General features: G+C 39.0%; 18 protein-coding genes. 10 read left to right on the top strand and 8 right to left on the bottom strand.

Going from position 1 to position 18,683, the window contains the following annotated elements:
* Positions 1 to 18 precede the first annotated feature (18 nt).
* A complete protein-coding gene (locus Q1W14_RS15280; RefSeq protein ID WP_300702909.1) occupies positions 19 to 1,320 on the top strand; it encodes a glycosyltransferase in 1,302 nt (433 codons plus the stop codon).
* A gap of 15 nt (positions 1,321 to 1,335) precedes the next feature.
* Here the strand turns inward: Q1W14_RS15280 and Q1W14_RS15275 are convergent, their stop codons facing one another.
* The 6 genes from Q1W14_RS15275 to Q1W14_RS15250 form a co-directional block, all read right to left on the bottom strand.
* Positions 1,336 to 2,322 carry a glycosyltransferase gene (locus Q1W14_RS15275; RefSeq protein ID WP_300702907.1) on the bottom strand — a complete coding sequence of 329 codons (987 nt, stop codon included), beginning with the start codon at positions 2,320 to 2,322 and terminating at the stop codon, positions 1,336 to 1,338.
* A gap of 46 nt (positions 2,323 to 2,368) precedes the next feature.
* Entirely contained in the window at positions 2,369 to 3,229 is an 861-nt protein-coding gene (locus tag Q1W14_RS15270) for a glycosyltransferase family 2 protein (RefSeq protein WP_300702904.1), read from the bottom strand.
* Between the two features lie 15 nt (positions 3,230 to 3,244).
* Entirely contained in the window at positions 3,245 to 4,345 is a 1,101-nt protein-coding gene (locus tag Q1W14_RS15265; RefSeq protein ID WP_300703058.1) for a glycosyltransferase family 1 protein, read from the bottom strand.
* A gap of 46 nt (positions 4,346 to 4,391) precedes the next feature.
* The gene (locus tag Q1W14_RS15260) at positions 4,392 to 5,318 is read right to left on the bottom strand and encodes a glycosyltransferase family 8 protein (protein WP_300702902.1); all 927 of its coding nucleotides are present in this window, start codon (positions 5,316 to 5,318) and stop codon (positions 4,392 to 4,394) included.
* 22 nt (positions 5,319 to 5,340) lie between these two features.
* Entirely contained in the window at positions 5,341 to 6,342 is a 1,002-nt protein-coding gene (locus Q1W14_RS15255) for a glycosyltransferase (RefSeq protein WP_300702901.1), read from the bottom strand.
* A 112-nt stretch (positions 6,343 to 6,454) separates the two neighbouring features.
* Entirely contained in the window at positions 6,455 to 7,420 is a 966-nt protein-coding gene (locus Q1W14_RS15250; protein WP_300702898.1) for a glycosyltransferase, read from the bottom strand.
* A 451-nt stretch (positions 7,421 to 7,871) separates the two neighbouring features.
* On the opposite strand from Q1W14_RS15250, the gene Q1W14_RS15245 reads away from it, so the two are divergent.
* Positions 7,872 to 9,710: an ABC transporter ATP-binding protein gene (locus tag Q1W14_RS15245; protein ID WP_300702896.1), complete on the top strand. Its 1,839-nt coding sequence runs from the start codon at positions 7,872 to 7,874 to the stop codon at positions 9,708 to 9,710.
* A 53-nt stretch (positions 9,711 to 9,763) separates the two neighbouring features.
* On the opposite strand, the gene Q1W14_RS15240 is transcribed toward Q1W14_RS15245, so the two are convergent.
* Both Q1W14_RS15240 and Q1W14_RS15235 read right to left on the bottom strand, forming a co-directional pair.
* The gene (locus Q1W14_RS15240) at positions 9,764 to 9,946 is read right to left on the bottom strand and encodes a hypothetical protein (RefSeq protein ID WP_300702894.1); all 183 of its coding nucleotides are present in this window, start codon (positions 9,944 to 9,946) and stop codon (positions 9,764 to 9,766) included.
* Positions 9,947 to 10,259: 313 nt separating this feature from the next.
* Complete coding sequence (locus Q1W14_RS15235; RefSeq protein WP_300702892.1) at positions 10,260 to 10,895, bottom strand: ribonuclease H family protein; 636 nt, start codon at positions 10,893 to 10,895, stop codon at positions 10,260 to 10,262.
* Between the two features lie 100 nt (positions 10,896 to 10,995).
* Between Q1W14_RS15235 and Q1W14_RS15230 the strand changes: the two genes are divergently transcribed.
* The 8 genes from Q1W14_RS15230 to Q1W14_RS15195 all read left to right on the top strand — a co-directional run bounded on the left by Q1W14_RS15230 (position 10,996) and on the right by Q1W14_RS15195 (position 18,564).
* Complete coding sequence (locus tag Q1W14_RS15230) at positions 10,996 to 11,598, top strand: nitroreductase family protein (RefSeq protein ID WP_300702890.1); 603 nt, start codon at positions 10,996 to 10,998, stop codon at positions 11,596 to 11,598.
* Between the two features lie 88 nt (positions 11,599 to 11,686).
* Positions 11,687 to 12,214 carry a shikimate kinase gene (locus Q1W14_RS15225; RefSeq protein WP_300702888.1) on the top strand — a complete coding sequence of 176 codons (528 nt, stop codon included), beginning with the start codon at positions 11,687 to 11,689 and terminating at the stop codon, positions 12,212 to 12,214.
* 107 nt (positions 12,215 to 12,321) lie between these two features.
* Positions 12,322 to 14,214 carry a biosynthetic arginine decarboxylase gene (speA, locus tag Q1W14_RS15220; protein WP_300702886.1) on the top strand — a complete coding sequence of 631 codons (1,893 nt, stop codon included), beginning with the start codon at positions 12,322 to 12,324 and terminating at the stop codon, positions 14,212 to 14,214.
* 43 nt (positions 14,215 to 14,257) lie between these two features.
* Positions 14,258 to 15,031: an acetylglutamate kinase gene (gene argB, locus Q1W14_RS15215; RefSeq protein WP_300703056.1), complete on the top strand. Its 774-nt coding sequence runs from the start codon at positions 14,258 to 14,260 to the stop codon at positions 15,029 to 15,031.
* 61 nt (positions 15,032 to 15,092) lie between these two features.
* On the top strand, positions 15,093 to 15,602 hold the full coding sequence (locus tag Q1W14_RS15210) for a sigma-70 family RNA polymerase sigma factor (protein WP_300702884.1): 510 nt from the start codon (positions 15,093 to 15,095) through the stop codon (positions 15,600 to 15,602).
* On the top strand, positions 15,592 to 16,074 hold the full coding sequence (locus Q1W14_RS15205; RefSeq protein WP_300702882.1) for a hypothetical protein: 483 nt from the start codon (positions 15,592 to 15,594) through the stop codon (positions 16,072 to 16,074). Before Q1W14_RS15210 ends, Q1W14_RS15205 begins: the two co-directional genes overlap by 11 nt.
* A 262-nt stretch (positions 16,075 to 16,336) precedes the next feature.
* Positions 16,337 to 18,010 carry a LuxR family transcriptional regulator gene (locus Q1W14_RS15200; RefSeq protein ID WP_300702879.1) on the top strand — a complete coding sequence of 558 codons (1,674 nt, stop codon included), beginning with the start codon at positions 16,337 to 16,339 and terminating at the stop codon, positions 18,008 to 18,010.
* A 155-nt stretch (positions 18,011 to 18,165) separates the two neighbouring features.
* Entirely contained in the window at positions 18,166 to 18,564 is a 399-nt protein-coding gene (locus tag Q1W14_RS15195) for a hypothetical protein (protein ID WP_300702877.1), read from the top strand.
* The last annotated feature ends 119 nt before the right edge of the window (positions 18,565 to 18,683 follow it).

Genomic DNA, 18,683 nt, shown 5'->3' with positions numbered 1-18,683 from the left:
ATTATATAATATGACTCTATGAAAAGAATTCTTTTTATTATTCCTTTTATACCTTATCCTCTGAATTCTGGAGGGAATCAGGCTTTTTTTAATATGGTTGACTATATCCGTCATAAAATGTCTGTTTCTATACTGCTTTATCCCAAAACAGGCTCACAAAAAAGGAATGTTGAGGAATTGAGAAAGATTTGGGGGAATGTAGAATTCTTTGTATTTACTAAAGAGAATGCTCAAGATACTTTAAAAGTGAAGCGACCTATCTATTATAAATGGTTAGGGAAAATGAAATCTTCCATTGAACGGAAATTGAACAGGCAACTGTTGTTTTCAGAGACTGGTTCTGTAGATTGGGTACGTAAAAAGTCTACCCTTCATCATTCTGTATTTAGCTATTTTGATTCTGGATATATTAAGTATGTAGGGCAGGTGGCGAGACAGGGATTTGATATTATTCAAGTTGAATTTTATGAATTGATTTCATTAGGGTATGTTTTACCGGCCGATGTGAAAACGATCTTTTTGCATCATGAGTTACGTTATGTACATAATGAAAATGAAATGTCGTTATTCAAAGAGGTTACGGATGAAGACCGGATGTCATTTGAAATAGCAAAAGAATTTGAGCGTAATGCTTTACAGCGTTTTAAGTATATTATTGCTTTAACGGCGTTTGATTGCAAGGTATTGGAAGAGTTTGTAGGACATAAAGAATGTATTTATGCTTCTCCGGCGGTAGTTCAGCAGAAAGAATCCTCAAAAATAGGTTTTGTACCAGCTACAACCAATAGACTGACATTCTTTGGGAGTGGAAATCATTGTCCTAATCTGGATGCTGTTGCGTGGTTCTGTAATGAGATTGCTCCTCATTTACGTAATTTGGGGGTTTCTTTTACTTTTCAGGTGAGCGGGATGTGGAATAAGGAACTTTTAAAAGAACTTTGTGCTTCTTGTCCTGAAATGGAATTGGTTGGATATGTAGATGATTTGCAACACTTCTTGAGTGGAAGTATAGTCCTGGTCCCTATTCGTATAGGTAGTGGTATGCGAATGAAAATATTGGATGCTGTGTTTTCTAAAACTCCGTTTGTTACGACTACGAAAGGAGTTGAAGGCCTGGATTTTCGTGATGGAGAAGAATGCCTTATAGCAGATACGGCTAAAGACTTTGCCACAACAATTGCCCGATTGGCAGATGATAAGGACTTGCAAGAGAGAATAGTTAATCAGGCAGAATATCGATTGCGGCAGCTGTATAATCCCCAAGAAATGTTGGATACAAGACTAGCTATCTATAATCGAATTTTGGAAGAACCGACTTGAGTGTTTCCTGCCGGCTTAGGAGCGGTTCCGTTTGGAGTGTTTACGTCGATAATAGGCAATGAACAAAGCGGGAAAATATTTATATAAAATAGCATGTACTCCTTTTCTCTTAGCGTGTTTTAGTGGTGTGAGGTTAGCCAGTTTCATTGATTTTATCATCTGGAATTGAGCTTTGCTGTTTATTGAAAAGCTGAATTTCAGATTTTCCATTAGTACAGACGATATATAATTTTCTAAGTGAAAGCGTATGTCTTTCTCTTTTACAAACTCCTCTTTGAATTTATTCAAACTGCTCATAGCTTTGATTTTGTCGAAGAAGCCTGTTTTTTTGTAGTTTTGCATGAATGAAATATCGCTCTGGATATAGTTGTAGCAGACGATAGAGGGAGAATACATTACCTTTTCTGCATAGTAGCAGACGCGAGGTATAAACTCTACATCTTCATGCCTGATATTGATAAAGTGAAACTTCATTTTTTGCATATATTCTCTGCGATAAGCCATTGTCCAGACTGTAGAAGGTATGTATTCCGTTTTAATGAAAGCCTTTCCCGGTACAACAATTTGTGGATAATGTTTTCTTTCTTTTTCGTCGAAACCTTGTAATAAGTTTCCTTGAGAATCCCAATAATTATAATTAAAGATGAGTATGTCTAATTGTTGTTCATTGAACGCTTTGTATATATTAGATAGTGTATTGGTAGTAAAGTAATCATCAGCATCCAAAAATAAGATAAGTTCTCCTTGTGCAATGTCCAGTCCTCGATTTCTTGCTGCGCTTACGCCACTGTTGGTGGTTATAATATGCTTTATATTATGGTATTTCTCAGATAATTCATCGCATATTTGGGTACTGTTGTCTGTAGAACCATCATTGATGACAATGATTTCATATTCATCAAGAGTAATATCTTGGTGTATTAATGATAGAATACATTTACTGATGTATTTTTCGGCATTGAATACGGGTATTATAATAGAGAATTTTAAAGGAGTGTTCATAACTGTTCAATGAGATATAATTCACGTTAGGTTAGGATGTCAAACTTCAAGGACGATATAATATATTATTATAAGGATCATTGTTTTTAGGTTTAGAGAAGAAAGAATTTATTTTTAGAAGGATTTTAACTAATTTCAAAGCTCTTTTCTGAAATCGTCTCGTTCGGTTCATTGTGGGTATAATAGACTTGAATCCTGATTTGTTATACTCTAACAACTCCATTAGCATTGAATACATTTGTTGTGACAGATTCTCTTGGAACCATTTGATACGTTCAGTCTGAACATCAATATATTTAGAACTGATACCGGTTCCATCACATTCTGCAATTACACGTGAAATATGACGGTAAGTAGAATCTTCTAATACAATGGACTTTACGCTATGTGCCCAGTCTGAAATGATTTTGTACTGAGTACTGTATAGTTCGTTAATAAAGAGTGACCGATGGATAAAACATGCCTGATGTGATAAGGAGTCATAGAAGAAGAATATTAAACCGGGATAGTCAGGGGCAATTCTGTCTCTTCTTCCTTGAGGCTCTATCAATACCATATCTCCATAGATATATTGTGTTCCGTCAAATGGAATATCCTTCAATACATCATTTGTCAGGCAGTCTCCTGAATTCAGAAAGTATAAATATTCTCCTTTAGCTTGTGTAATGCCTTTATTCATTCCGCTATAAATACCATTGTCCGGTTCGGACACCCAATAGGTAAGGTGATTATCTTCTTCTTTGCTATAGCGTATGATGGTCTCTTTGCTACCATCGGATGAATTGGCATCAATGATGATGTGCTCATAATCCTTGTATGACTGTGCTTTTACGCTCTGCAACGTTCTAATTAATCCGTCGTTGTTATTGTAATTGACTGTAATAATGCTAAGTGTAGGCTTTTCCATATTTCTTTCTTACTGCTAGATTTCACTTAAAACTTTTTGATATACTGCCTCTGTTTCTTGGGCGGCTTTTTCCCAAGAGTATAGTTTAAGTCTTTCTTTTCCTTTTTTTATTAGTTCCATTCGTTTTTCTTCATTATAAATACAATCGGAGATTGTGTTGGCTATCGATTCTATAGAATAAGGATCAAAATAAGCACCGGCATCACCTGCAATTTCGGGGAAGCAACTCGCTTTGCTTAATGCTACCGGACAATTGCAAGAGTATGCTTCTAGAATAGGAATGCCAAATCCTTCGTATAATGAAGGATATACAAATAGTAATGCTCTGGCATAGAGCTCATTTAACTTTTTGTCATCTATCGGGATTTGCATAATTTGTGTACTGACGTTTAAATGGAGAGCCTTTTCTTTTTCATCTCTAGAAAATGGTTTGCCGGTACATATCAGTACTAACTCTTTATCTGATTTGGCAAGGATAGCAAAAGCTTCTAACAGGCGTTGAAAGTTTTTATAAGTAACTCTATCTCCTACAAAAAGAATGTATCTCTGCGGTAGTTGCAATTTGTTTTTTTTGCAAGGAGTTTGGATGCTTGTACCATGATAGATGACATCAATTTTTGAAGGATCTATATTTAATATGTTTATTATGTCTTTTTTGGTGTTTTCGCTTATGGCTATGATTCTATTGGCCTTTGTTATTATTTCTCTCTTCTGGCTAATAATTTCTTTTGAGTCATTGAAATACTGGGGAAAGAGTTCATAAATCATATCGTGTACCGTTACTACAAAAGGATTATTACCTATATATTTTAGGAAGTAAGGATCATAATACGTTGGATGAAATAAGTAAGGAGATGTTGATTGCAATATTCTCTTTGTCAGTTTTCTGTTCTTACGATAAAGTTTCCATTCATAGCGCTTGAAGATAAAGTGAGGTAGATTTAAAAAGTGCTTGCCTAGTTTGCTGTTTTTGAGATAATGGTTTTCTGTATAGCGCACAGATATGTCATACTTTATATTTAGTCTGGAAATAATTTCGCAGAAATACCTTGAAATTCCTCCGAACTTCTGTAAGTCGAAGATTTGCGAATCACATAATATATATGGAGATCTCATCATTTATCGTTTAGTTATTAATATTTCCTTGTGATGTAGCGTAGTATTACATCTTATAGTATTTTGCATTCTTAATCGAAAAAGTTAAAAGTAATATGAAACAGTATTTGTACCAATACAAACGCAGACGCTTTTCAAAAGTCAGGGTTCTTCCAAACAGTTCTTTCATGGGCAGTTTATTATAGTACTTATAATAAACGATCCTAAATGGATGCTTACTTCTTTTCTCCCATGGCTTTGGCTTCCAGGTGTAATGTATAATTATAGGTTTTCTGATTATTTTCAGTAATTGAGGGTCAAAGTTGTGTATCTTGAGAAATTCGTGTAAACAAAATCCGGTTTCTACATTCCATTTACATGATATATGCAGGCTTTTATTATGTAATACGGCATTTAGCACGTCTTGATCGTGGGCTTTCAGTTTTGCGGAATTTAATGCGAGATAATCGATAAATTTCTCTGTCAGATGTTGCTCTCTCCAGTATTTCAGATTGACAAGAATAACCCCTGCATTAAAGTAACCATATTTATTGTCAAATCCTAACCGTTCAAAGACATCATTTGAATGCCAACCCATTTCTTCAATGCCGGCTAAGGCGTAATTGTCAAGGTTGGTATTCCACAATTCTTTTAAAGAACCGTCTATTACGATGTCGCAGTCTAAATATAATACTTTGTCTGTGTCCTTGGGTAATAATCTTACCATGAATAGACGATAATAGGTGGCTATGGTAAGATGATCTGTTTCTTTAATGGGACAGTCCTTTAGTGCATCGGCATCAACTTGGCAATAAACGAATATTCCGTTAAAAGAGGTTACGAGATCATTGATGATTGCTTGATTCCTAGTACTCAGATTATCGCCTAGCAGAAAGATTGTATTCTGCTCATCCTTATTATTTGTAAAAAACGAGCAGAGCATCACACAGCAATGCTCAACGTAGTTATTATCAATGGAACAAACTATATTCATACTAAATAGATACCTTTCTTTTTTAGATATTAGTTTTTATGACTTCTTCTAATTCAGAACGCAGTTCAACTTCAAACCGCTTTAAATTCCATGTTTGCTTTGAATACGAAATGTTTTCTTCTATCAATTTATGCAATTCATCTTTTGGCAATGCAGAAGCCCATTTTACGGCCATATCTATTGCATCGATAGACAATTCCGGTAATAAATATCCGTAATAGTCTATTTTATCTATTGCTCCCCACTTAGAAACGATAGGAATAATCCCCATTTGCATTAAGGTTATAACGGAACCGGGACATCCTTCGCTACCGGATGGAAAAATATTAAAGGAGCAAAGATAGGCTAAATGCATGAATTGTTCCGAATTGGTATTAAGAAATCCATAAAAATGAATGTTTGGACATAAAGATATTTGCTCGTAATAATAGTCCATGAATTCTTTATCTACAGGGCCAACTACATGTAATTTGTATTCGGGGTGCTCAATGAAATATTCTAAGACTAAATCCAAGCCTTTGAGTATGCTACCACTAGAACCGAACCAAAGGAAATCTTTCTTTGAAACATGTTGGAGTTTATATTCTAAATCACACTCTTGGGCAAAATTACTGGATTGGTTGATTATCCTGATTTTGTTCTGCAATTTAGAAGGATATGTTTGAATAGTATACGAACTGCCAATTTGGAAAATAGCATCTGCTATATCACAACTATCGTGTGAAGTCACTAACCGGGAATATGGTAGATGTACTCCATGTGTTTTATTAAATAGGTCTGTCCGTTCTTTTACCATAGTATATTGATGTACCCAATAAGCTCCTGTAGCATAATAAATTTTCAATGCTTGAGGATTTCTTTGGATCATCGTTACGAAATTGGGTTCTAATCCAAAAATGATATCATAGTGGCGGTTATCACACTCTTCGGGAGCATTGTAAAGTGCTACTTTTACATTATATCCCAAAGAATAGAATACTTCTCCGATGATTAATGCTTCTCGTTTATTTTGATGAGAAAGCATATATGATGTATTTTTCTTATTGTAATACACGTCGGGAATATATGATATATATGCCCATTTTCTATTCCAAAGAGAATAGAGCGTGTAGTGCTTCTTGTTCTTTTTGAATAGTTTAAATTTCATTCTGACTCAGTATTTTATTAAATTCGCAGTTAAACAAACCGAAGTATGAATCATCAAATTCTTCGGCATCCCATTTGTTGTGCCAATGATATGCGAAAGCGCCGGGAAAGAAGTTTTTATAACTGTTGATGTGTGGCTCTTTTTCATAGCCATTACCAAATCTTTTAAAGAAGTCTGCAAATTCTTTGAAAGGCATGCCTTCGCAATAACCGCCCCATAAAGGATCGAAAAAGGCACAAGGGTAGTTTCGCAGGTTTGCTAACTTTTTATCTTTATAGTCGAATAATACCCAAGGCATAGCTTCTTTCCTCTCTAAGAATTTCTGTGCTAAGTAGTTGGTGATATAACTGTTCTTGCGTAAATAGAGTAAAGCACTATTGGCGTAGGGCTGATATTCCCATGCATAGACAAATTCATGCCCCATTAGTAGTGGGGTAAAGTCTTTCAGAAACATTACGTCCAAATCAAAATATACTCCCCCATACTTATAAAGAGAGATAATTCTGAAATCGTCTCCTTTAGCCGCAAGATTCTTGGGCATGTTGATGTATTTCTTAATTCTAAGTAGAGGCGTATTGGCTATCTCATCATCAGCGTTCCATGATAATATCTTTATTCGACTTTTCAGTTCCTGCAAATAGGGGTTGTTCTCTATTTGAGAATAGCCATCTGCTGCATCAAGCCATAACCACAGTTCTGTATGTTCCAGGTTTTGTGTGCACAAGAAACTTTTGACGGAAAAAGCCTGCTTAAGACCGAATGTTCCGTGCCAATAAGCATGGAAGATTGTTTTTTCTGTAAGCAAGTGGAGTGATTGTTTCCTTTGGGATTCGGATACCTTATCGAGATACAAATCTTTTTGGCTTAAAATATTCCAATTTGTATAAGTAGGCTCTAAATGTCCGGTGTAAAACTCATTCCTTTTTCTAAAAGATTGCAATAGGTGTCTAAACATAAAATTCATTTTTTGAGAATATACCTTTTGGGAACAATATGAATAAATTAGTTAGCTATGGTAATAAATAATAGATACTTATAAAAGATATATGTTCATTTCATTAATATCTCAATTTATATTTATCATGGACAAAGATAAAGTATTTGTAGATAAGGTAGGTGGATTTTGAGTATAATCTTAACCTGGCTATTTATTTTTACGTGTTCTTCTAAATAAAATGAAGCTATGAGCATATGATTTTAATTGCTTTTTTAGAAAAACTGAGATTGTTGACTGCAATAAACAATTTATCCCTATTTTGTATTCTCTGATAAAGAATTTATGGAACATCTCTTTGAGACTTTGAGATGTGTTTTCGGTTTTCTTTACCGAGAATTCTCCCGTTTTCTTTCCTCATTCTCTGATTTTCTTGTATCTTTGCGCCCTCATATTCACTTAACTACAACCAATGAAGGAATTCTTGCAACTCATGCGACGTTTTGTGTCGCCTTATAAGAAGTATATCGGTTGGGCAATTGTGCTCAATGTTCTATCAGCTATATTCAATGTATTCTCATTTACTTTATTGATTCCTATCTTGAATATCCTCTTTAAGACGGGTGAAAATGCACAGGTTTATACTTTTATGGAATGGGGAAGCGGCAGCCTGAAGACTGTGGTTATAAATAATTTCTACTACTATATTACACAGATGATTGAAATGCACGGACCAACTATGACACTGCTCTTCATGGGACTATTCCTTGCTTTCATGACTATGCTGAAGACGGGCTGTTACTTTGGTTCGTCTGCTATCATGATACCGCTTCGTACAGGAGTAGTGCGCGATATCCGTATCATGGTATATTCTAAAGTGATGTACCTGCCTCTCAGTTTCTTTTCTGAAGAGCGTAAGGGCGATATTATAGCCCGTATGAGTGGTGACGTGGGTGAAATAGAAAACTCTATTACCAGTTCGCTGGATATGTTGTTGAAAAACCCGATTCTGATTCTTCTCTATTTCTCGACATTGATTGTTACTAGCTGGCAGTTGACGCTGTTTACTGTTTTGGTACTGCCCGGTATGGGTTGGATAATGGGTAAAGTCGGTAAGAAACTGAAACGTAAGTCCTTGGAGGCACAGAGCAAGTGGAGTGATACCATGTCACAGCTAGAAGAAACTTTGGGCGGACTGCGTATTATCAAAGCTTTTATTGCTGAAGATAAGATGGTGAACCGTTTTACTCAATGCAGTAACGAGTTGCGTAATGCTACCAATAAGGTGGCTATACGCCAGTCGTTGGCTCATCCGATGAGTGAGTTTTTGGGTACACTGTTGATTGTGTTGGTACTTTGGTTTGGTGGTATGCTGATTCTGGGAAAATCCGATTCCATTGACGCTTCGACATTTATCTTTTATATGGTAATTCTGTATAGCATTATCAATCCCTTGAAGGACTTTGCGAAAGCAGGATACAATATACCGAAAGGATTGGCATCTATGGAGCGTGTCGACAAGATTCTGAAAGCGGAAAACCCGATAAAGGAACCTGTCAATCCATTGCCTTTGCATGGAATGAATGAAAAGATCGAGTTCAAAGATTTGACTTTCAGCTACGATGGGAAGCGGGATGTATTGAAGCATGTCAATCTGACCGTGCCTAAGGGTAAAACGATAGCTTTGGTTGGTCAATCCGGTTCGGGTAAGTCTACGTTGGTCGACCTGTTGCCGCGTTATCATGATGTGCAATTGGGAGAAATCACTATTGATGGTGTGAATATCAAGAACTTCCGTACACATGATTTGCGTGCTCTGATAGGTAATGTGAATCAGGAAGCTATTCTTTTCAATGATACTTTCTTCAATAATATCTCGTTCGGAGTGGAAAATGCCACCATGGAACAGGTTATTGAAGCTGCCAAGATTGCCAATGCGCACGATTTCATTATGGAGACTGAACTGGGGTATCAGACAAATATCGGTGACCGGGGTGGTAAACTTTCCGGTGGTCAGCGCCAGCGTATCAGTATTGCTCGTGCTATCTTGAAGAATCCTCCGATATTGATTCTCGATGAGGCTACCTCAGCACTCGATACAGAGAGCGAACGTCTGGTACAGGAAGCTTTGGAAAGATTGATGAAAACCCGTACTACCATTGCTATTGCCCACAGACTTTCTACCATCCGCAATGCCGATGAGATCTGTGTGCTTTATGAAGGAGAAATTGTGGAACGTGGTAAGCATGAGGAACTTCTGGAGAAGGACGGCTATTACAAGAGATTGAATGAGATGCAATCGCTTACTTGATTCCATGTGTAATTAATACTCCAATAACTTCTACTACATAGAAGTTGTTTTTGTCAATTTGCTTCCACCTTTTTGGCTATCTTGTTGATAAGAAGTCCGTTATAGGTGGAAGCAATATTTTTTACTTCCACTGCCATACTCGCATAGCATTGATTATTAAGTATATTGAGTAATGGAGGCAAAGTGGCAGTAGACTTATCTACCACTACTTTGCTACCACTCAAGATTCTTTCCATTTATGTGAAGTGTATTTTATGCCTATCTTTTACCATGTTTTCTTATAATTCTCTTCTTGTAAAAATACAGTTTTTATCTTATTGGAATACTGTTAGTTACCGTGCCCTATAGGTAGGGTACGAGCGTTTCTACACTTGGATACAGTCGTTTCTGAGGCTAGGATACGCCCGTAACTACTAGTGGGTACGCTCGTATCCTCTAATGGGAACGACCGTATCTGCTAATGGGAACGCTCGTATCTGCTTGTGGAAACGGACGTGATTGCCTGTGGAAACAAGCATGCACATTTGTGGTAAGGGATACCAATCCAGCTTATTTGCGTCCGAAATCAGCGGGAATTTCGCCCCATTGTTTGGTTTCCCACTTCAAGATAGGTGTAGTGTAGGTATTTTCGCGTAACCATTTCTCGGCACGCTCTATTAATTTGAAAAGTTCTTCGGTTTTGGCATCGCGTGGCAGTTTGGTTTTACACTTCTTCTGCTTTACCCAACTGATGGCATTGACGCTATCACTATAGATAGGCATATCAAACCCCTTTTGCTTCAGCAGGGCGAGGCCATGGACTATGGCAAGAAATTCTCCGATGTTATTGGTACCATACATCGGTCCGAAATGAAAAATTTGTTGGCGACTGGCAACGTGTACTCCTTGATACTCCATTGCTCCGGGGTTACCGCTACAGGCAGCATCTACGGCGAGGCTGTTGTCTATAACAGAGGCGGGCAGGGGAGTGTTAGCACCACTTTTTTCCTTCATTTTAGGTGCGGAGTTTTTACCGATATAGGCATAAGGAGAGGATGCAAAGGCTTTTTCCGCTTCTTCGCGTGTCTCAAATGACTTGTACTTTGCGCCTTCGTACCCTTTTATTTGCAATTGACAATCCGTCCATGAAGTATAAATACCCGGATTGGTACCTGCCCAAACGACGTAAAACTTTTCTTTCTTCATAATCGGGAGACAAAGGTAGAAAATAAAATAGATTGAACAACTTGCTCGCTTCATTTGTTGTTTTATAAAAATAAACTTACTGAAAATGAAAGAAGAAGCCATGAGACGAACATTTGAAGAAGCCATGGAACATCGCCGTTCCTATTATTCAATCGGCAGTGATTCTCCGGTATTGGATGAAGAGGTAGTACACATCATCCGTCAAGCTGTAAAGAACGTGCCTTCGGCATTCAATTCGCAATCGACGAGAATTGTGTTGCTGCTGGGCGATGAACATACGAAACTGTGGAATATTGTAAAGGAAACATTGAAAAAAATGATCTCTGCCGAAGCCTTTGTCCAAACAGAAGCCAAGATTGACGGCTGTTTTGCGAGCGGGCACGGTACGGTATTGTTTTTTGAAGATACATCCGCTGTAAAGAAACTGCAAGAAGCCTTCCCCGCTTATCAGGATAGATTCCCTACCTGGTCACAGCATACCTCTGCCATGCACCAATTTGCTATTTGGACTATGCTCGAAGACCTTGGACTAGGTGCCACCCTTCAGCATTACAACCCGCTGATTGATGAAGAAGTACGCCATACCTGGAAACTGCCGAAAGAGTGGGAACTGATTGCTGAAATGCCATTTGGCATGCCTACAGCCGAACCGGGAGGAAAAGAGTTCCTGGATTTGAGCGAACGGATTAAAATTTTCCGCTGATTGTAAACGGCTCGCAACATAGAATTGCTTACCTTTGTCGCAAAACGAAGATAGACTGAACTATCTTTGCTGTAAACGGTAAGCCGATATGATACGTATTTTTTTAACCGGCTACATGGGAGCCGGTAAAACAACTTTAGGAAAGGCTTTTGCCCGCGAACTGAATGTGCCGTTCATTGACCTGGACTGGTACATCGAAGAACGTTTTCACAAATCTATTAGTGAACTGTTCACCGAGCGGGGAGAGGCCTCTTTTCGTGAACTGGAACGGAGTATGCTGCATGAGGTAGGAGAATTTGAAGATGTAATCATCTCTACCGGTGGAGGTACACCCTGCTTTTTCGATAATATGGAGTACATGAATAAAGTCGGGCAAACTGTATTGCTTGATGTCCATCCGGATATACTCTTCCGCCGTCTTCGTGTAGCTACCCAGCAACGACCTATCCTGCAAGGCAAAACCGATGAAGAATTGCTTGCCTTTATCATCGAAACACTCCAAAAACGTGCACCCTTCTATACGCAAGCACGTTATCGTTTCGATGGAGGGCATTTGGAAAGTCATCGGCAGATAGCAGAATCCGTACAGCAATTACGTACCCTATTGGGAGTATAATTCATTGTAAATGTGCAATTTTCGATGAAATCAGCGAAAGATATTAGATTTATATGTATTTTTGTCCCCCTATAATTTTAAACTACTAAACTCCAGAGTAACAAAAAATGAGAAAATGGCGTATTGAAGATTCAGAAGAGCTTTACAACATAACAGGTTGGGGCACTTCGTACTTTGGTATCAATGACAAAGGTCATGTTGTGGTAACACCCCGTAAAGATGGAGTTGCCGTCGATTTGAAGGAATTGGTGGACGAGTTACAGTTACGTGATGTGACGGCTCCCATGCTGGTTCGTTTCCCCGACATCCTTGATAACCGTATTGAAAAGACCTCTTGCTGCTTTAAGCAAGCTGCTGAGGAATATGGCTATAAAGCTGAGAATTTCATCATTTATCCTATCAAGGTGAATCAGATGCGTCCTGTAGTTGAGGAGATTATCAGTCATGGAAAGAAGTTCAATTTAGGACTGGAAGCAGGTTCTAAGCCGGAGCTGCATGCGGTAATTGCAGTCAATACGGATTCTGACTCACTGATAATCTGTAATGGTTATAAAGACGAGAGCTATATAGAGCTGGCTTTGCTTGCCCAGAAGATGGGTAAGCGCATTTTTCTTGTAGTAGAAAAAATGAACGAGCTGAAGTTGATAGCTAAGATGGCGAAGCAATTGAATGTCAGACCTAATATAGGCATTCGTATTAAGCTTGCTTCTTCGGGAAGTGGCAAATGGGAAGAGTCTGGTGGCGATGCCAGTAAATTCGGACTATCATCCAGTGAATTGCTCGAAGCACTTGACTTTTTATCTGATAAAGGCCTGAAAGACTGTCTTAAATTGATACATTTTCATATTGGTAGTCAGGTTACGAAGATACGTCGTATCAAAACTGCTCTGCGTGAAGCATCACAATTCTATGTACAGTTGCACACTTTAGGTTTCAAAGTGGAGTTCGTGGATATTGGTGGTGGTTTGGGTGTTGATTATGATGGTACCCGTTCTTCCAGTAGTGGAAGTAGTGTGAACTATTCCATTCAGGAATATGTGAACGACTCCATCTCTACCATTGTGGATGCTAGTGACAAGAACGGTATACCTCATCCTAATATTATAACCGAAAGCGGACGTGCGTTGACTGCCCATCACTCCGTACTGATCTTCGAAGTACTGGAAACTGCAACACTTCCGGAGTGGGACGACGACGAGGAGGTAACAAAGGAGGACCATGAATTGTTACAAGAACTCTATGATATCTGGGATAAACTCAATCAGAACAGGATGTTAGAGGCTTGGCACGATGCACAGCAAATTCGCGAAGAGGCTCTGGACTTGTTCAGTCACGGTATAGTCGACCTGAAAACACGTGCCAAGATTGAGCGCCTATACTGGTCTATTATGCGTGAAGTCAACCAAATATCCGGCGGGTTGAAGCATTCGCCCGATGAGCTTCGTGGACTTTCCAAATTATTGGCCGATAAATATTTCTGTAACTTCTCGCTCTTCCAGTCTTTGCCGGACTCTTGGGCGATTGACCAGATCTTCCCGATCATGCCTATTCAGCGTTTGGACGAGAAGCCCGATCGTTCTGCTACATTGCAGGATATTACTTGCGACTCTGACGGGAAGATTGCCAACTTTATTTCGACCAAAAACGTGGCACATTACCTGCCCGTGCATTCTTTAAAAGCGAAAGAACCCTATTATGTAGCTGTCTTCCTCGTAGGTGCTTATCAGGAAATTCTGGGTGATATGCACAACCTCTTTGGCGATACCAATGCCGTACACATCTCCGTCAATGATAAAGGATATTCAATCGATCAGGTGATTGACGGTGAAACGGTAGCAGAAGTGCTTGACTATGTACAATATAGCCCCAAGAAATTAGTACGCACTCTCGAAACATGGGTAACTCAATCTGTGAAAGAAGGACGTATCTCCCTCGAAGAAGGAAAAGAATTCCTATCTAATTATCGTTCAGGGTTGTACGGATATACGTATTTGGAATAAATTATTAATGAAGAATTAAGAATCATTCTTAATTTAAATTATGGTGAGAGAAAAACTAACAGTAATTAAAGTCGGTGGCAAGATTGTAGAAGAAGAAGCCACACTGTACAAGTTGTTGGATGACTTTGCCGCTATCGACGGCTATAAGGTCTTGGTTCACGGAGGTGGACGTTCGGCAACGAAACTAGCTGCCCAACTGGGTATTGAAAGCAAAATGGTAAATGGACGCCGTATCACGGATGCCGAAACTTTGAAAGTGGTAACGATGGTATACGGTGGATTGGTAAACAAAAACATCGTGGCCGGTTTACAGGCACGTGACGTTAATGCTCTGGGACTTACGGGGGCCGACATGGACGTGATTCGTTCCGTGAAACGTCCTGTGAAAGAAGTGGATTATGGCTTTGTGGGAGACGTAAAGCAAGTGAACGAGACTTTCCTTGCCGATCTTATCCATAAAGGAGTAGTTCCTGTGATGGCTCCGCTCACTCACGACGGTGACGGGCATCTATTGAACACAAATGCCGATACCATTGCCGGAGAAACAGCGAAAGCTTTGGCAAAGGAATTCGATGTCACGCTCGTCTTCTGTTTTGAAAAGAAAGGTGTGTTGCGCGATGAAAACGATGATGACAGCGTAATTCCGCAGATTACACCGGATGAATTTAAGCAGTACGTTGCCGAAGGAGTAATTCAAGGAGGCATGATTCCGAAGTTGGAGAACTCTTTTGAAGCAATTAATGCAGGTGTGTCCGAAGTTGTAATTACTTTAGCATCAGCCATTAATGGTGATGGTGGAACTCACATTAAAAAATAATTCAAAAAAAAGTGCAACCTCGCTGTAACTTTCTCATTACTTAACCGTCAATTTATTAGAGATGCAAGAAATCAACTTTCGTAATGACATTCTCCCCCTGAAAGATAAACTCTTTCGGGTAGCCTTAAGGATTACATTCGACAGGGCAGAAGCGGAAGATATCGTGCAAGAAACGTTGATCAGGGTCTGGAACAAGCGTGAAGAGTGGACGCAGTTCGGTTCTATTGAAGCCTATTGCCTGACAGTGGCAAAAAACCTCGCGATAGACCGCAGCGAAAAGAAAGATGCTCAAACCGTAGAACTAACCCCTGCCATGGAGCAAGCCTCCGATGCATCGAGCCCTTATGAAAAGCTGGTGACCAAAGAGCGAATGATGCTGATTCACCGGTTGATGAAAGAGCTCCCTGAGAAACAAAGACAAATTATGTTGCTTAGGGATATCGAAAATAAGAGCTACAAAGAAATAGCGGTCGCCTTGAACTTGACCGAGGAACAGGTAAAAGTGAACCTCTTCAGGGCGCGGCAAAAAGTAAAACAACAGTTTATAAATATAGAAGGTTATGGACTTTAAATATATAGAACAACTCTTAGAACGCTACTGGCAATGCGAAACTTCCTTGGAAGATGAAGCTCGGCTACGTGCTTTCTTTAGCGGAAACGATGTTCCTGAACACCTGCTTCGTTACAAAGATTTGTTTGTATATCAGCAATTCTTGCAAGAAGAGCACTTGAGCGAAGATTTCGACGCACGAGTACTCGCTGAGGTTGAAGTTCCGGTTGTTAAGGCACGCCGCCTGACGTTGACCGCACGCTTTATGCCATTGTTCAAAGCCGCCGCAGTAGTGGTAGTGGTTCTTTCACTGGGCAACGTAATGCAACATTCGTTCTTCTCGGATGTGAAAGAGATAGCCGCCGCCGATACTATCGGTAAACAGATTTCCGCTCCATCGGTTGCCCTTTCGGAGGATGCAGCCGTGACACACGAAAAACAGATTTTGGATAGTCTGCACCGTGTGGATAAGAAGAAGGAAATCAAAGAATAGATGATTTCATTTACTTTTTAAATAACATTTTCATTTGCTTTAAACAGAATATAGTTAGTGTGCTTTATTAAAACAACTGGAAACGAGGCTGTGAAGTTTCAATTCTCTCAAAATCTTATAAAAAACTAACTAAGATAGACGGGACGCCGCGAGATGCAGCGTCCCTTTTATTTTTATCCCCCCCCTTGCAATTAACTCATGTAAAATTGGTGTATATCATTTTTTTTATCAACTTTGTGGGCAGCGTAATAGTAGTAAGATTATGAGAAACATATTATATATCTGCGTGATGTTCTTGGGCGTCATGCTTATCATTGGCTGCAATAATAATAATCGGAGTAAATTACTTCTGGTACAGGCGGATTCTTTGCTGAAAAGCCATCCCGACAGCACTCTGAAATTGCTTGATTCCATAGAAAAAGTAGGTGGCCTTTCTGAAGAAGAATGGATGCAATTGATCTGGAACCGTGCGCAAGCGCATCGATGGTTGGGAATGTCGATGACTGAAGATACTTTGCTGCCTCGTGCGCTGGAATATTATCGGCAACGTAATGATTCGGATAAATTGCTTGAGTGTTATCTGCTTGAGGTGAGCTATCTGAGATGGAACAAGCAGGATAGTAGTATGATGAAAGTGTTCGACAGTGGCTTAAAGTATGCATATACTATAAAAGATACTTCTGCTATTACCACTTTCTATCGTGGAAAGATGGAGATAAGTACTTTGAAGAATGACCATGCCGCAGCGATAGATGCAACGAAAAAGTACTTGCAATTCTCCGATAAGCTCTCTGTTCGCGAACGATATATGATGACTTATATGCTGGGCTTGAATATGTCCTTAATTAACGAACCTCATTATTCTGATTATTATGAACAAAGCATTGATATGGCTTTAGCAGCGGGAGACACTGCTTCGGCATGTCATTATATGCGGAATTATGCGTCCGTTCTTGCCAACAATCATAGTTTTATAAAATCCAATGAGTTACTGCAAAGAGCCAGGCAGCTGATGCCTGTGTATGATAAATATCCGATATTGCAAGTTATACTCTCCGAAAACTTTATCAATTTACATCAATTGGATTCAGCCCGGTATTACTGGAACATTGCTTGGGACAACAACCGGAAAGCGGAAACGGAAGGAAGCAAGAACCTTACAATCCGTGGAAGTTTGGCACAGCTAAAGGCTATCTTGGACTATACCAGTGGGACACCTTTGGATATAGTAACTTTCGGGCGGTTTGCAGATTCCATTGTGCTTGAGATGAAAGACCAGCAGAGCACGATTGAGCAGCAATTAGTCACCAAGAATAAGTTGCAACAGGAAAATTACGAGCTTATTATTAACCGTCAAAAGGTAAAATTGCGCTTAGTGGTTATTGTAGCCCTCCTAATTGCTATGACCGCAGGCTTATATCTGTATCTCCGCAACAGACAGAAACGACTTGCTGAGGCAGAAGAAAGTATTGATGCATTGACACGGCTATTGAACGATGCTCAAAAGGTATCTGACGATTCGGAACAGAAAGATAGTGATGCTTTCTTTAAGAAAATACTTCTTCAACAACTTGGCATTATACGTTTGGTAGCCGGTGCACCTACTTCGCAAAATCAGTCTTTACTAAAACTTATCTCAGGAATCAGTAACAATGAAATCCCGGTAGACGGACTATTGGTTTGGGTGGATCTTTATCCTATTATCGACAATTTGTATGATGGTTTCTATACCCGTCTTAATGAAAAATTCGGGTCACTCCTCACAGATAAAGAAGTGCAGATATGTTGTCTGCTTTGCGCAAACTTCTCAACCAAAGAAATCGGAGTAGTTACGCAGCAGACGAGCGCTACCATTTACGTGAGGAAATCTTCTATAAGAAAGAAGATTGGAGCGGGTGAAAAGCAGGATATTGTAGACTGTATAAATACCATTTAGATTTGAAAAGTACCGATTAAGACTTTTATAAATAAACAGTATTGATAATCAGCTGTTTATTGCTATGCTATTAAGAGTTTTTATTCATTGATTAAGTAGGCGTTAAGGTGTTTTTCCCTATACCTTTGCTTCAAATCAATTAATAAAAATGTCTTATGAAAACTTCATTAAAAACACTTGCATTTACAGCGTGCTTCACGCTTGTTCTTTGTTCTTCATGTTATTTCCCCGGAAGTGACCAGTCTAAAATTAAATCGGCAACTACCGATTATGTCGAGGCACAACTTGGCAAAAAAGAAAAATATCGTTGGGGTTATCTTGAACGAAAAAATGGTCGCAATGTGGACGGTAAAGATTGTAAGTATGCCGAAGTCCACTATCAGATTATTACAGAGTCGGGTGAGACTTTGGATAAGATGCTTTATTTGCTGATGTCGGAACATTGCGATTCGGTCTATGACATTTCGGAAAATCAAGATAAAGAATGGAACTCAAAGCAACTTCCTTCGGCTGAAGAAATAAAGAGTCTTATTGAAGAGGCTTTGAAGAAATAAACATGATAATTTACGTATAGAAAATCATATTATGAAAAAAGTATTTATAATAAATATATTGATATTGCTGGTGAATATTACAGCAATAGCACAAACAGTTAAAGTGGAGGGCACAGTAG

It is taken from the genome of Bacteroides sp. (genome assembly GCF_030151085.1).
In the GTDB taxonomy this organism is placed as follows: Bacteria; Bacteroidota; Bacteroidia; order Bacteroidales; family Bacteroidaceae; genus Bacteroides.
This window is presented reverse-complemented; position numbering and strand designations above follow the sequence as displayed.

Excerpts from the sequence above, each read along its gene's own strand:
- Q1W14_RS15200 (WP_300702879.1), top strand. The coding sequence starts at position 16,337 with ATGAGAAACATATTATATATCTGCGTGATGTTCTTGGGCGTCATGCTT.
- Q1W14_RS15275 (WP_300702907.1), bottom strand. The coding sequence starts at position 2,322 with ATGAACACTCCTTTAAAATTCTCTATTATAATACCCGTATTCAATGCC.
- Q1W14_RS15205 (WP_300702882.1), top strand. The coding sequence starts at position 15,592 with ATGGACTTTAAATATATAGAACAACTCTTAGAACGCTACTGGCAATGC.
- Q1W14_RS15230 (WP_300702890.1), top strand. The coding sequence starts at position 10,996 with ATGAGACGAACATTTGAAGAAGCCATGGAACATCGCCGTTCCTATTAT.
- Q1W14_RS15255 (WP_300702901.1), bottom strand. The coding sequence starts at position 6,342 with ATGCTTTCTCATCAAAATAAACGAGAAGCATTAATCATCGGAGAAGTA.
- Q1W14_RS15265 (WP_300703058.1), bottom strand. The coding sequence starts at position 4,345 with ATGAGATCTCCATATATATTATGTGATTCGCAAATCTTCGACTTACAG.
- Q1W14_RS15225 (WP_300702888.1), top strand. The coding sequence starts at position 11,687 with ATGATACGTATTTTTTTAACCGGCTACATGGGAGCCGGTAAAACAACT.
- Q1W14_RS15260 (WP_300702902.1), bottom strand. The coding sequence starts at position 5,318 with ATGAATATAGTTTGTTCCATTGATAATAACTACGTTGAGCATTGCTGT.
- Q1W14_RS15250 (WP_300702898.1), bottom strand. The coding sequence starts at position 7,420 with ATGTTTAGACACCTATTGCAATCTTTTAGAAAAAGGAATGAGTTTTAC.
- Q1W14_RS15280 (WP_300702909.1), top strand. The coding sequence starts at position 19 with ATGAAAAGAATTCTTTTTATTATTCCTTTTATACCTTATCCTCTGAAT.
- Q1W14_RS15245 (WP_300702896.1), top strand. The coding sequence starts at position 7,872 with ATGAAGGAATTCTTGCAACTCATGCGACGTTTTGTGTCGCCTTATAAG.
- Q1W14_RS15195 (WP_300702877.1), top strand. The coding sequence starts at position 18,166 with ATGAAAACTTCATTAAAAACACTTGCATTTACAGCGTGCTTCACGCTT.
- speA (WP_300702886.1), top strand. The coding sequence starts at position 12,322 with ATGAGAAAATGGCGTATTGAAGATTCAGAAGAGCTTTACAACATAACA.
- Q1W14_RS15210 (WP_300702884.1), top strand. The coding sequence starts at position 15,093 with ATGCAAGAAATCAACTTTCGTAATGACATTCTCCCCCTGAAAGATAAA.
- Q1W14_RS15240 (WP_300702894.1), bottom strand. The coding sequence starts at position 9,946 with ATGGAAAGAATCTTGAGTGGTAGCAAAGTAGTGGTAGATAAGTCTACT.
- Q1W14_RS15270 (WP_300702904.1), bottom strand. The coding sequence starts at position 3,229 with ATGGAAAAGCCTACACTTAGCATTATTACAGTCAATTACAATAACAAC.
- Q1W14_RS15235 (WP_300702892.1), bottom strand. The coding sequence starts at position 10,895 with ATGAAGAAAGAAAAGTTTTACGTCGTTTGGGCAGGTACCAATCCGGGT.